At 37.1% G+C, this 13,946-nt stretch carries 12 protein-coding genes and 2 tRNA genes; 13 read left to right on the forward strand and 1 reads right to left on the reverse strand.

The annotated features are described in order from the left end of the window. Positions 1–221: 221 nt before the first annotated feature. The 12 genes from BBF96_RS03165 to BBF96_RS03220 all read left to right on the forward strand — a co-directional run bounded on the left by BBF96_RS03165 (position 222) and on the right by BBF96_RS03220 (position 10,750). Positions 222–536, forward strand: a complete 315-nt coding sequence (locus BBF96_RS03165; protein ID WP_127015799.1) for a (2Fe-2S)-binding protein — start codon at positions 222–224, stop codon at positions 534–536. Next, a complete protein-coding gene (locus tag BBF96_RS03170; protein WP_127015800.1) occupies positions 523–1,605 on the forward strand; it encodes an NAD(P)/FAD-dependent oxidoreductase in 1,083 nt (360 codons plus the stop codon). Before BBF96_RS03165 ends, BBF96_RS03170 begins: the two co-directional genes overlap by 14 nt. Then, positions 1,605–2,099, forward strand: a complete 495-nt coding sequence (locus tag BBF96_RS03175) for a 4Fe-4S binding protein (RefSeq protein WP_127015801.1) — start codon at positions 1,605–1,607, stop codon at positions 2,097–2,099. The genes BBF96_RS03170 and BBF96_RS03175 overlap by 1 nt, the downstream gene beginning before the upstream one ends. Continuing rightward, entirely contained in the window at positions 2,099–2,377 is a 279-nt protein-coding gene (locus tag BBF96_RS03180; protein ID WP_127015802.1) for a (2Fe-2S)-binding protein, read from the forward strand. Before BBF96_RS03175 ends, BBF96_RS03180 begins: the two co-directional genes overlap by 1 nt. Continuing rightward, positions 2,367–3,512 (forward strand): NAD(P)/FAD-dependent oxidoreductase, encoded by a 1,146-nt coding sequence (locus BBF96_RS03185; protein WP_127015803.1) that lies wholly within the window; start codon positions 2,367–2,369, stop codon positions 3,510–3,512. The genes BBF96_RS03180 and BBF96_RS03185 overlap by 11 nt, the downstream gene beginning before the upstream one ends. Positions 3,513–3,825: 313 nt before the next feature. Beyond that, positions 3,826–5,457, forward strand: a complete 1,632-nt coding sequence (gene pruA, locus BBF96_RS03190) for an L-glutamate gamma-semialdehyde dehydrogenase (RefSeq protein ID WP_127015804.1) — start codon at positions 3,826–3,828, stop codon at positions 5,455–5,457. 192 nt (positions 5,458–5,649) lie between these two features. Further along, a complete protein-coding gene (locus tag BBF96_RS03195) occupies positions 5,650–7,584 on the forward strand; it encodes a methyl-accepting chemotaxis protein (RefSeq protein WP_127015805.1) in 1,935 nt (644 codons plus the stop codon). 316 nt (positions 7,585–7,900) lie between these two features. Next, positions 7,901–8,434, forward strand: a complete 534-nt coding sequence (locus BBF96_RS03200; RefSeq protein WP_127015806.1) for an ECF transporter S component — start codon at positions 7,901–7,903, stop codon at positions 8,432–8,434. Then, the gene (locus tag BBF96_RS03205; RefSeq protein WP_127015807.1) at positions 8,421–9,368 is read left to right on the forward strand and encodes a P1 family peptidase; all 948 of its coding nucleotides are present in this window, start codon (positions 8,421–8,423) and stop codon (positions 9,366–9,368) included. The genes BBF96_RS03200 and BBF96_RS03205 overlap by 14 nt, the downstream gene beginning before the upstream one ends. A 369-nt stretch (positions 9,369–9,737) precedes the next feature. Then, entirely contained in the window at positions 9,738–10,418 is a 681-nt protein-coding gene (locus BBF96_RS03210) for a tetratricopeptide repeat protein (RefSeq protein WP_127015808.1), read from the forward strand. Between the two features lie 160 nt (positions 10,419–10,578). Then, positions 10,579–10,655 (forward strand) — tRNA-His (locus BBF96_RS03215). Between the two features lie 10 nt (positions 10,656–10,665). Then, a tRNA-Leu gene (locus BBF96_RS03220) sits at positions 10,666–10,750 on the forward strand. Positions 10,751–10,833: 83 nt separating this feature from the next. On the opposite strand, the gene BBF96_RS03225 is transcribed toward BBF96_RS03220, so the two are convergent. Next, positions 10,834–11,985, reverse strand: a complete 1,152-nt coding sequence (locus tag BBF96_RS03225) for a tyrosine-type recombinase/integrase (protein WP_127015809.1) — start codon at positions 11,983–11,985, stop codon at positions 10,834–10,836. 421 nt (positions 11,986–12,406) lie between these two features. Between BBF96_RS03225 and BBF96_RS03230 the strand changes: the two genes are divergently transcribed. Further along, positions 12,407–13,003 (forward strand): sce7726 family protein, encoded by a 597-nt coding sequence (locus BBF96_RS03230; protein WP_127015810.1) that lies wholly within the window; start codon positions 12,407–12,409, stop codon positions 13,001–13,003. Positions 13,004–13,946: the final 943 nt, after the last annotated feature.

Below are 13,946 nucleotides of genomic sequence, written 5' to 3' on the forward strand. Positions count from 1 at the left end.
AATTTTTTGTTAAACTATTTTAGTAAGATTTCAGTCGAAATAAGGCCTCATATGAGGATGTAGATGAGTTAATCAAGGGTCATAAGGACCCATTGATTAGTGTGCCTTAAAAGAATTTAAAACATACAGAAAATTGGATGAATTGGCTTATTTAAGTTTTATCCGGAGTAATAATCCCTGAAAGTAGGTAGTAGCAATAAATGAAGGGGGGTTATTTTTAAATGAGATTAGAAAAACATCCGATACTTGAATTTAAAAGGGGGAAAAAAGTGACATTTACCTTTAATGGACAGGAAGTAGAAGGCTATGAGGGAGAGACAATAGCTGCTGCTCTCCATGCCGCTGGTATCCGAAAATTAAGTGAAAGCCAGAAACTTCATCGGCCGCGGGGTTTATTCTGTGCCATCGGGAACTGCTCTTCCTGTCTAATGAAGGTAGATGGTATTCCCAATGTTAAAATTTGTATAACCAAGGTTAGGGAAGGAATGAGAGTAGAAGAGCAGAAAGGGAAAGGTGATCTAAGTGAAAACTACTGAGATTTTAGTAATTGGTGGTGGACCGGCAGGCCTGTCAGCAGCAATTAGTGCTGGCTCAAGAGGAGCAAAAGTTATCCTTTTGGAACGGGATGATTTTCTTGGTGGTCAGTTGATTAAACAGACTCATCGTTTCTTTGGTTCAAAACGCGAACATGCAGGAACCAGGGGTTTTAAGATTGCTGAAGATTTGAAAGATAGAATTAAAAAATTGCATAATGTTGAGGTAATGGTCTCTGCTAGGGCTCTGGGTTTTTATGAAGATGGGGTAGTAACCGTTTTGAAAGATGAAAAGATGCATAAGATTAAAGCAGAGAAAGTAATTGTGGCTACAGGAGCTCATGAAAAGTTTCTTCCTTTTATTAATAATGATTTGCCTGGAATTTATGGTGCAGGTGCCGTACAGACTCTTATGAATGTATATGGAATTGTACCAGCTCAACGGATCTTAATGGTTGGTGCAGGAAATATCGGACTTATAGTTTCTTATCAATTAATGCAGGCAGGTGTAGAAGTAGCTGCTATTATTGAAGCTGCTCCCCGAATTGGTGGATATCTGGTACATGCTTCTAAAGTACGCCGTATGGGTGTTCCTATTTTAACCAGACATACTATAAAGGCAGCCTATGGGACAAATAGGGTTGAAAAGGCTGTGATATGCCAATTGGATGATAAATGGCAACATATTCCGGGTACGGAACAGGAATTAGAAGTGGATACTATCTGTCTAGCGGTAGGATTGAGTCCATTAACTGAGATTCTCTGGCAGGCTGAGTGTGAGATGATTTTTGTACCAGAATTGGGTGGACATGTACCTTTACGGGATGAAAACTTAGAGACATCAGTTCCTGGTATATATGTAGCAGGAGATTGTGCAGGTGTGGAAGAAGCAACAGCCGCCATGTTGGAAGGTGAATTAGCCGGCTTAAGTGCAGCTTATAGTCTGGGTTACGGAGAAGCCGATTTTAAAGAAAGACGTGAACAGATTGTTACTAATCTACAGAACTTACGTAGCGGGCCTGTAGGTGATAAGATTAGAGCTGGGCTGGCTAAAGTAAGGAGGGGTGCATGATGTTAGAATCTACCGGAGTACCCACTGTGGAAGATTTGAAAGCCAGGATGCCGTCAAAAGAACGCCTGGCCCGGGGCCCGGTGGCAATGATTGAATGTTTCCAGAGGATTCCCTGTGATCCATGTTACCATAGCTGTAAACGTGGAGCTATTAGCAAATTGATAGATATAAATGATATTCCTCAGGTTGATTATGAGAAATGTAATGGTTGTGGGCTCTGTATTAGTAACTGTCCGGGACTTGCTATATTTGTTCTGGATCAAAATTATGATGAAAAGTATGGACTTATAAAAATGCCTTATGAATTATTGCCACGTCCTGAGATTGGTGAAGAAGTGGTTGCTTTAAACCGGGAAGGTCAGGAGGTATGTAAGGGTAAAGTAGTGGAAGTACGGGATGGAAAGATTCAAGACAAAACAGCCATTATTGGTGTTGCAGTCCCCAAAAAATTTTTGATGGAGGTTCGCAATATCAAAGTGGGGAGGTCTAAATGATGGAAAATGGTAAAATTATTGTTTGTAGATGTGAAGATGTTACCCTTGCAGAGATCCGACAATTGATTGAGGAAGGCTTTACTTCTTTAGATGAGATAAAAAGAATTGCACGATGCGGAATGGGTCCATGTCAGGGTAAAACTTGCAGTCAGATAATTGCCCGTGAAATAGCCGCCGCTACAGGAAAGTCCCTGGAAGAGATACAGATTCCAACCAATAGACCTCCCATAGGAGGAATTAAACTGGGTGAGTTGGTAGGTGAAGAAAATGAAGAATAAAGCATCTGTTGTAGTTATTGGGGGAGGCGTTGTTGGTTGTTCTATTGCATATAATCTTGCCAGGTTGGGTGTGAAAGATGTTGTAGTAGTAGAAAAAAATTTTCTCGCATCTGGTTCAACAGGTCGTTGTGGTGCCGGGGTACGTCAACAGTGGGGTACTGAGATGAATTGCCGATTGGCAAAGGAAAGTATGAAGATTTTTGAAAACATGAATGAAATTCTCAAGACTAAACGGGATATTGAACTGAAACAGGAAGGTTATCTTCTTTTAGCTTATTCTGAACGGGAGATGGATCAATTTAAGAAAAATATTGAACTTCAGAACAGTCTGGGCATTCCATCCCATTTAGTAACTCCCGAAGAGGCCAAAGAGATTGTACCATATCTAAATACAGAGAATCTGATAGGTGGAGCTTTCTGTCCAACTGATGGGCATGCCAATCCTTTTTTAGTCACCCAGGCCTATGCTGATGCAGCACGGTATTTAGGTGTGGAATTTTATCTCCGTACTGAAGTTACCGGCATCAGACAGGAAAAAGGCCGAATCGTTGGAGTAGAGACAAATCGGGGATTTATAGCTACTGAGAAAGTGGTAAATACAGCAGGAGGATATTCTCAAGTTATTGGCAAGATGGTTGGTTTGGATTTGCCGGTTTATTCAGAAAGACATCAAATTCTGGTAACTGAACCTGTTGAAAAGATGCAGGGACCGATGGTTATGTCTTTTTCTTATAATATTTATTGTCAGCAGAATCCTCATGGTAGTTTCATTATGGGTTTTGGTGATCCAAATGAACCACGGGATTTCAATATCCGCTCTAGTTGGCAATTTTTAGAAGAGATGGCCCGTAAGGTAACCTGGCTTTTACCGCCTTTAAAACATTTACGAGTTGTTCGACAATGGGCCGGGCTTTATAATGTTACACCCGATCGTCAACCAATTCTATGTGAAACACCTCAAGTTCCTGGCTTTTATTTAGCTATCGGTTTTAGCGGTCATGGTTTTATGATTGCACCAATGGTGGGAATTCTCATGGCAGAGATGATTACAGGTCAAAAGTTAAGTATGGATTTAGAACTGGATTTAGGTCGTTTTGAACGCGGTGAGCTAATCCTTGAGCCATCTGTGGTATAAGGCTTATACGAAAAAGGGGGTGAATGGTTTTATCTAATTTATAACTTTACTGCAAAAAGCTAATTTTTCGTTTCAAAAGAAATTTTTCGAACCGTCTAAAATTTGATTTCAGTCGAAATAAGGTACACTGATCAATGGGTCATCCTGCCCCTTTATTAGCTCATCACATCCTGTGATAAGGCCTTATTTCGACTGAAATCTTACTAAGATGGTTTAACAAAAAATTTCAAAATTAGCTTTTTGCAGTTTAATCATTTATCCAATTTTTCGCATCTAAAGAGGTTAAAAATTTCTTATAAGGAGGTTAGATGATATGAGTAATGCTATTTATAAAATTGAAAAACCTGCCAATGAACCAGTGCTAAGTTACCGTCCCGGAAGTCCAGAGAGAGAAGAGCTTAAGGCTAAGCTAAAAGAATTAAAGAGTAGGGAAATTGAAATTCCACTAATTATCGGCGGAAAGGAAGTTAAAACCGGGGATTTTGGTGAATGTAGAATGCCCCATGATCATCAACACCGTCTGGCAGTTTATCATAAAGCCGGGCCAAAAGAGATTGAAATGGCCATAGAAGCAGCTAGAGAAGCTAAAAAAGAATGGGCCAGAATGGCCTGGGAAGATAGAATTGCTATCTTTAGAAAAGCTGCTGAACTTCTAGCTGGGCCTTATCGTTCATTATTGAATGCTGCTACTATGCTGGGTCAAAGTAAAAATGTCTTTCAGGCAGAGATTGATTCAGCATGTGAGCTGATTGATTTCTTCCGCTTTAATACTTACTATGCAACTCAAATTTATAAAGATCAACCCTATTCTCCTGTTGGATTTTGGAATCGGATGGAGTACCGTCCTTTAGAAGGATTTGTCTTTGCCGTAACTCCATTTAACTTTACGTCTATTGCCGGCAATTTGCCAACTTCCCCAGCTATGTTAGGTAATACAGTGCTTTGGAAGCCAGCTTCTTCTGCTATTTATTCAGCCTATTATATAATGAAACTATTAGAAGAAGCAGGTTTGCCACCAGGTGTTATTAATTTTATTCCTGGTTCTGGTTCGAAGGTTGGAGATTATGTTTTAGCAAGTCCAGAATTGGCAGGTATTCATTTCACCGGATCAACAGAGGTCTTTAAGAGTATGTGGAGAACAGTCGGCGAAAATATTGAAAAGTATAATACCTACCCCAGGATTGTTGGCGAGACCGGAGGAAAGGATTTTGTCTTTGTTCACGAGTCTGCCCAGGTTGCCCCGGTTGTTACCGCTCTAATCCGTGGTGCTTTTGAATATCAGGGCCAGAAATGTTCTGCTGCTTCCCGGGCTTATATTCCGGATAATCGTTGGGAAGAAATAAAAGAAGAACTTTTGGCACAAATTAGTGAACTGAAAATGGGTAGTCCTGAGGACTTTACTAATTTTGTCAATGCGGTTATTGATAAAAATGCTTATCAGAGTATTAAAGAATATATTGATTATGCTAAAGCTCATGAAGATGCTGAGATTTTAATTGGAGGAAACTGTGACGATTCTAAAGGATATTTTATCGAACCTACAGTAATTCTGGCAAAAACTCCTGATTTTAAGACAATGAGAGAGGAAATTTTTGGTCCAGTCCTTACTGTTTATGTTTATGATGCTGATAAGTATGAGGAGACCCTTCATATATGTGACCAAACATCCCCTTATGGTTTGACAGGTAGTATTTTTGCTCAGGATAGAAAGGCTATTGTTTTAGCTGAGGATATTTTGGTTAATGCTGCAGGTAATTTCTATATTAATGACAAACCTACCGGTGCTGTTGTTGGTCAACAACCTTTTGGTGGAAGTCGGGCTTCGGGAACCAATGATAAAGCCGGAAGTTATCTCAACCTGTTACGTTGGGTTTCACCGCGTGCCATTAAAGAGACATTTGTTCCCCCAGTAGACTACAGGTATCCCTTTATGGAGGAGGAATAAAAAATAGGATAGATCTTAAAAAAGGAAAAAGAATTGGAACTAAAATTAAAAAAAATATTATAGGAGATTAGATTTTAGAAGGAGAATTTTCATTTACGAAGAAAATATTTAGTAAAATTAATTAATAGCGAACTTATCCTACTAAAATTACGGTAGGATAGGTTCGTTTTTTTAAAGAAGGGGGAAAACAAAATGCGGCACATTTCCAGGTTGGGAGCAAAACTGGTAGGTATTGTGTTGGTTTTTATTATTATACCTTTAACTATGACGTATTTTATTACTCAAAAAGAGGTTAAAACAATTTTAACTGAAAAGATTAAGGTAATTAATAAGAAAAATGCTGAAAATGTTTTTACTGAAGTAGAAGAATTTATTTCAGCAGCGGAGAGTTTAGCAACAGAATTAAGTAAGTCTGAAACCATCGGTATGTTTATTTCGGGTATGGGTGATTTTATTGCTATGGATTTAGAGGAAGTCCGAAATAAATATCCCTGGATTGTAAGATTTGAAATAGCAGCTGAAGATGGTACATATACAGTATATCCTGAAAAAGAATATGAAGATGATTATGATATGCGAAAAACCCTGTGGTATCAAAGAGCAAAAAAGGAAAATAAATTGATCTGGATACCGGCAATTAACAAATCTGACCAATTCCGATTGGCAATTCCTATTAGATATACATATAAAGATGAAATAGCAGGGGTTTTTTCATTACTTATTGACATGGGTCAATTTACTGAAATTATGCGGCAATATAGTATTAATGAAGGTTCAATGTTAATGATAAATCAGACAGGGGCAGTCCTTGCTTCTGACATATCTACAGAAGTTGATGATGAATATTTTGATCAGTATAGTTTTTTTGAAAAATTTTTTCAAACTGATGAAATTTTATTTGGGACTTATATCTATGCAGGCCAATCCCGTTTGACATTTACCAAACATATACCGGAGTTAAAATCAATTTTGCTTCTGCAACTATCTGAAAAAAAAGCTTTTGCAGATGTTGATCGATTATTAAGTAAATTTAAATGGATTGGCACTGTAACTTTACTGGTTGTTATAGTGGTTTTCACAATTGTAACAAGGTTATGGATTACCAATAGGATTATACATCTAGCCGAATCTGCCAGGACTATTGCTGATGGAAACCTTCAAAAATTAATTCAACTTAAGGGAAATGATGAGATTGGAATCCTGGCGCGTTCCTTTAATGAAATGACATTAAATCTCCGAAATTTGATTCAGGATATTCTTAAAAATGCTAAAACTGTAGCAGAATCCAGTCAACGTATTTTTGAATCAGCCGAGGTGTCCAATCAGGTTTCTGAACAGGTTGCCAGCAGCATTCAGCAGGTAGCAGCTGGTGCTGAAAATCAATCCCGCTTTATCGAGCAAATGAATGAAAAACTGGTTCAATTAAATCACTACATTGAAGGTTTGACAAAAACAAATAAGAGTGTACATGATATAGCTCAAACTACCCAAAGTAAAGCCAATCAGGGTGCTGAATCAATGAAGCGGGTTGTTGAACAAATGAGTGTAATTCAAAAGAGTATAGCAGAATCTAATAGAGTAATTAGTGGCATGACCAGAGCAGCGGATGAGATCAGTAATTTTGTTAATATTATTGATAATATTGCTAATCAGACCAATCTTCTTGCGTTAAATGCAGCTATAGAGGCGGCGAGAGCTGGAGAAGAAGGTCGCGGTTTTGCTGTGGTTGCTAAAGAGATTAGGAGTCTGGCTGAAGAAGTATCAGTTTCTGCGGGTAAAATTCGCGAACTAGTTGAGTCCACTCAGAATTTTTCTAATCAAGCTTCTACCGCAATGGAGGAAGGAATCAAGCAGATTGGGTTTGGACAAAAGGTGGTTAATGAGAGTGGAGAAATTTTCAGTGAGATTATTGAATCATTTGAACGAACACTTTCAGCTATTCAAAAGGTAGATGAAATGATCTCAAATCTTTCTGAGAACATGGTTCAGATTATAGAGGGGCAGAGAATATTGCGAGTATTGCTCAAGAGAATGCCGCATCTGCTGAAGAAGTTTCAGCTTCAACGGAAGAACAGGCAGCAGCTATGGATGAGATTACACAGTTGGCTAAATCTCTTAAAAATTTGAGTAAGTTATTAGAAAACCTTGTACAAAAATTTAAAGTTTAGACCGGTTAGAATATATACTGAATATTCGCTATGGATATTCAGTATTTTTTTTGTTAAAATATAAAGGAACAAAATTAATGTTAAATTAACCAATCATAGCAAAATCTAAAGTATACAGACTATTTTTGCTAAGGAAGGCGTGGAGTTAATGGCTGTAATCTAATTATTGTCCTATGTCTTGGAGTTGTTTTTTTTAAAGGAGTTCCTATAGGTCCATTGGGGTTTATAGATTATATGGATGATTAAACTATTGAAATAAACCGGGAGGGGAGAAAATGAAACTAAAAACGCGTGACATGGTAATTTCAGGTATTTTGGGGGGAATCGCTATTTTCTTAGGCCAGACGGGGTTTGGCTTTATCCCATTACCTACCGGAATTAATGCAACTATTATGCATTTACCGGTGATTATTGGGGCTGTATTGGAAGGTCCGGTAGTAGGGACATTAGTTGGACTTATTTTTGGACTTTTCAGTTGGATTCAGGCCAGAAATCCTTTTTTTGCTGATCCTACTATATCTGTTTTGCCAAGGCTTTTTATTGGAATAATTACTTATTTTAGCTATCAAAGTCTTAAAAGGTTTAATGATCATGTAGCTATGGCTGTAGCAGGTGTGATAGGTTCTTTGACAAATACAGTACTGGTATTGGGTATGATTTTTTTAAAGGGTTATATGCCATTTGATGCAGTAGTACCTATTGCTTTTATTCATGGTATCCCGGAAGCAATTGTGGCCGCTATTGTTACATATTTTGTCTGTCTAGGTGTTAAAAGGGCAAGGGAGTTGAAATTTGATGGAGGAAATTAAAATTGGCCATGCCGAAGATAAGGAAGGATTTACTGGTTGTACAGTAATAATCTGTCCAAAAGGAGCGGTAGCCGGGGTAGATGTACGGGGTTCAGCTCCCGGGACACGGGAGACTGATCTTTTAAATCCGGTCATGATGGTAGAAAAGGTTCATGCGATTCTCCTTGCAGGTGGAAGTGCCTTTGGACTAGCTGCCGCTGATGGGGTAATGAAATATTTAGAAGAGAAAGGAATCGGTTTTGATGTTGGTGTAACACGGGTCCCCATTGTACCCGGTGCAGTAATTTTTGATTTAGGACTGGGGGATTATCGGGCCCGTCCTGATTGTGAGATGGGTTATCAGGCATGTTTAAATGCTGTAGAAAATAATTCTGCTGAGGGCTGTGTTGGCGCTGGAATAGGAGCATCTGTAGGTAAAATTAAGGGTATGGAATGGGCTACCAAATCCGGTCTTGGAATGGCTCATCTAAAAGTAGGTGAAGTAGAAGTAAGTGCACTGGTAGTGGTTAATGCTCTGGGAGATGTAATTGATCCAGAGACAGGTAAAATTATTGCTGGAGTCCGGAATGAGTCGGGCTTTGAAAGTACTGAGGAGATTTTTAGGGTTAATTATAAGAAAGTTTATAAATTTACCAATACCACAATTGGAGTTGTGTTTACAAATGCTAAGTTGAATAAAGCACAAGCGAAAAAGCTGGCTCAGGTTAGTCATCAGGGGCTTGTTCGGACTATTAGACCCATTCATACTCAATTCGATGGTGATACCCTTTTTGCTCTATCTTATGGAGATTTAAAGGTAGATTTTACTCTTTTAGGTATAATGGCAGCAGATGCTGTAAGTCAAGCCGTGGTACGGGCTGTGAAAACTGCCGTAAGTATGGGTGGTTTACCGGCTATGAAAGATTTAATGGGTGTTTTAAAGGATGATAATTAAAAATTGAGATTATTTTAAATAGGGATTCTTTTTAATAAAGAGATCCCTGATTTTACTGCAAAAAGCTAATTTTTGCTTTATAAAGAAATTTTTCGGACCATCTAAAGTTTAATTTCAGTCGAAATAAGGCACACTAATCAATGGGTCCTTATGACCTTTGATTAGCTTATCACATCCTCATATGAGTTCATTCTTTTCAATCCCACTAGGATGGTTAAATGAAAAATTTCTATGGCGCTTATGATTAGTTTTTTGCAGTTTAATTATTCCTTTAATTTTTAAAAAAATTTTTGGATGATACATTATTAAAGTAGTAAATGACATACTATATAATGTGGCATTAACTTGCAGAGGAGATGATACTAAGTTATGAAGGGGCAGGAGAGGTTTCGTGTTGAACTTGGGCGTTTACAGGATTACTGTCAGGAAGCAATTCAAATTTTTGGGGATGAAGAAGATTCAATTAACAAGATACAAGAGGTTTGTAGCAATTTACGCTCTTTTATGGGGCGTTTATTTGCTATTGCAGAAGAATTGAATGAAAAAAGCAGGAAGGGTGTTACTTATTCTGAAGGAGAGGCTTCAGAAAGTAATACCCTTTTTGATTGCATTAAAAGTTTTCGCCGGAGGAATGTTTATTATGATTTGTTAAACTTTGAAGAAGCGGTTTATGAGTTAAGACGGGTTGTAGATGAAAGTACTGACCCCCATGTGATCGCGTCTGCTTATAATGGTTTAGGTCATATATATGCTATCAGAAAGATGTATGCGCCAGCTATTTATTATTTTAATAAAGTAGTTGAATTTTATCCCGGTAATAGTGATGGTTACTTTAATCTGGGTGCTGTCTATTTTAACCTGGGATTTTACGATGAGGCCCGGTATTATTTTCAACAGGCAATTTATCATCACACGGATGACTGGGAGGCTTATTTCCACCTTGGCAGAACATTTGAAAAGCTAGGTGAATTGGATACTGCTGTATATTATATCCAAAAAGCTAGGGAGATAAAATATAGCCAACCAGCTGTGGTAATGGTAACCAGATAAAATAAGATAGTAAAGAATTGATGAGTTATAATGAGAAATTTAAAGTAATTACGGGCTAATTATTGATAACACTAGTATGTTGACTTTGATTTTGAGTGAATTTCATCATATAATACAATCTGTAATTGAAAAAATGATGGAGGTACTCTTCCCTGTTATGGTGGATGTAGCTCAGTTGGTTAGAGCGCAGGATTGTGGCTCCTGAGGTCGTGGGTTCGAGTCCCATCATCCACCCCATTTTAATCTTGCGAAGATGGCGGAACTGGCAGACGCGCTAGACTTAGGATCTAGTGCCTTCGGGCGTGGGGGTTCGAATCCCCCTCTTCGCACCAATTGATATTACTAGCTTTATGACACTTCTAAAGAAAGTGTCATTTTTTATTTGGGCTGTTTTGGGAATAATTTGGGAATAAAGTTATCTTGTCATTCTCTCCAACTTATCTACTACTCTTCTCTTAAGTGGCTCAGTGACATGAGTATAGAGGTCGACTGTTGTGGTAATTGTGGAATGTCCTAATCGCTCTGCTGCTTCTTTATGAGAAATTCCTGCCTGGAGCATCATTGTTGCGTGAGTATGTCTTAAATCGTGAAACCTTATATTATTTAATCCTGCTTTTTTTCTAATACGTGTAAACCTATTTTTGAAGGCATCAGGGGTTATTATACTGCCATCAGCATTAACAAAGACCAGGTTATATTCATTATTATAGGCTGGACCTAGTTTAAGTTTATTTATAGCCTGTTCTTTTTTTAATTTTTCTAATACTTCAACGGTAGTTTTAGTGAGAAAAATTGTTCTTCTGCTTTGTTCAGTTTTTGGAGTATAGAGTTTTGAACCTTCGGGACCTTTCAGTAGCGTCTGTTCAACTCTTAAACTAGCATCATCTAGATCCACATGATCCCAACTTAAACCTAAAATTTCACCTCGTCTCATCCCCGTATAGATTGCGATGAAAATAATTGCATATGTAGTATAATCATACATCTCTAAAGCAGTCTCTAGAAGTTTATCAATTTCTTTTTGATTTAAAGCTTTCATTTCTTTTTTTTCAACTTTTGGAGGTTCAATAGCAACAGCAGGATTTTTGTCAATTAGTTGCAATTTTACCGCAGCATCAAGAGCTTCCCTTAGTATGGTATAATGATATCTAACTGATCGATTGGACAATCCTCCTTTACCGTCTCTACGTCCGCTTTTTAATTTTTTCAAGATGTAATTTTGGATGTGAATTGGTTGAAGCTTTTGTAAAGATATTTTACCTAATTCAGGAATGATATGAGCATTGATAATAATTTTATAATTATTTAAAGTTGTCTCTTTAAGGTTAAAGCTAGAATTTTCTAACCACTGATTAAGATATTCTTCCACAGTTATGTTATCAGGCTTAATATAATCACCCTTTAATATTCTTGCTTCAATTTCAATTGCTTTTTTTTCTGCTTCTCTTTTATTCTTAGCTTTAATAGTCTCCCGATAATATCGATATTTACCGGTTACTGGATCCTTACCGAGAGAGATAATAATCCTATAACTATTCTTCCCTCGCTTTTCTACATGTGCCAACACTTATCACCTTCCTTATTATTGACTTCGCGTTTAATATTTTAGACCCCTTTCTATTGTATTCTACACCTATTATTCGCCGTCTAAGCCTTATATCCTTGCTCTAAGAGGTGGAATTGCTTTAGGATAGGGAATGATGTATAATCCTTCTTTAAAAGCCTGAGAGGACGAATATAGGGGAATTTAGAAGAGAAAGACCAGGCAGCTTGGTCTTTTTTTATTGAAGTCTCCTGTTTAACGGAGTCTAGGCTATAACTGCAGTTGGTGGCCAGAATAACTAGTTTCACGCCTTGTTTTAGTGGAATTTGGATTATACCCCTATTGTTTTATGGCATCTAGAAGGGAAATAAATATTTTTGTTGAATTATAATGATAAAATATTTTACCATAAATATAATTTTAAATTAGATAAGGAAGAATTTCAATGAAGGCTAGAGATATTGATATTCGTTATGTGTTACACGAAAAATTAAATAAACAATATGGTAATGATGAAGACACTGTAATTTTAGATGAACTTGTAGTGTGCCAGGGAGAAGCTTGTGTAGATGTAGCTGTTATAAATGGTACTATTATTGGTTATGAGATTAAAAGTGAAAGGGATTCCTTAGACAGACTACCCAATCAAATAAATGCTTATAACAAGGTTTTTGATATTGTTTCTATTATAACAGGCAACTGCCACTTAGATAAGATTAGTTCAATTGTTCCTGATTGGTGGGGTATTTATTTAGCTATTTCTACAGAGACTGGCCTGGAGATTAAACAAGTCCGTTCTCCAAAACCAAATAAAAATGTTGAGGCATTTGCTCTTGCTCAATTTCTTTGGAGAGAAGAAATATTAAATTTGTTATCAAAATATAATTTAGACAAAGGGATAAAAAGACTTCCAAAATTTAAACTATGGCCTTATATTGCTGAGAATATACCATTGGATGAACTTAAAGAATATGTAAGGTCTTGTTTAAAATCTAGAAAAGAATTAAGAGCTTTGAAAAATTTAAAGTCGAACACTGTATAATAATGAAATTACGCCCAGGGCATAACCTGGGCAATTTTTATCAATGAATGAGATAGGGAAGAGAAAAGACCAGGCTGTTGCGCCTGGTCTTTTGCATATTAGTAGAGTCTAAATTGGACCAGAGGAAATTGGATGGGATAAGAAATATAAGCTTTTCTTTCAGTCTCCTACTTAGTGGAGTGTAGGTTGTAACAAAGAGATAGGTGCAGAAATGGGGTTAAGTATCGAACTGAAGTTTCAGTCTCCTACTTAGCGGAGTCTAGGTTGCAACCGCAGTTGGTTGACTGGACAAACCGCGTCATTTCGCCATTCTTGAACAGGTAAAACATCAAATTAAAGCCTTCAGTTTCGCAAATCAATTTTCTGCACAAAACTCTAGGGGGGTTAATGAAAAGCCAATATCTTATATTTTTTACATAAAAAATCATTATTTTCTTTTTTAATTGATTTACTCTTGGAATCCTGTCACTATAACTTTTGCACAAAATGTGCCTTTTGCGAAAAAAACTAAAACTTTCAGTCTCCTATTTAGTAGATCTGAGATTTAATAATTGATAATCAAAACAAACCGCGTCATTTCGTCATTCTTGAACTGACAAAAAGCTAATTTAAAGCTCCCAGTTTAGTAAATTAATTTTCTGGACAAAAACCTAGGAGAGATTTAAAAGAAGCTAACATTTTATATTTTCTACACAAAAAATCATTATCCTCTTTTTTTGATGATTTTATCCATAAAATCCTGTTTTGACTGGAGAACGTGAAGAGTGAAACCATGCAGTGTGCCTGGACATTTTTATTGGAAGTCTTATGCTTAACGGAGTCTAGGTTGCAATAGGTGCTAATTTACCACCTTAGGTTTTATATCTGTGTCTAATACTTAGCGGGGTCTATATTACAATTTCGCAAAAGGCACATTTTGCGCAAAAACAAAAAGAAAACTTTC

Origin of the sequence: Anoxybacter fermentans (assembly GCF_003991135.1) — a bacterium.
GTDB classification, from domain to species: domain Bacteria; phylum Bacillota; class Halanaerobiia; order DY22613; family DY22613; genus Anoxybacter; species Anoxybacter fermentans.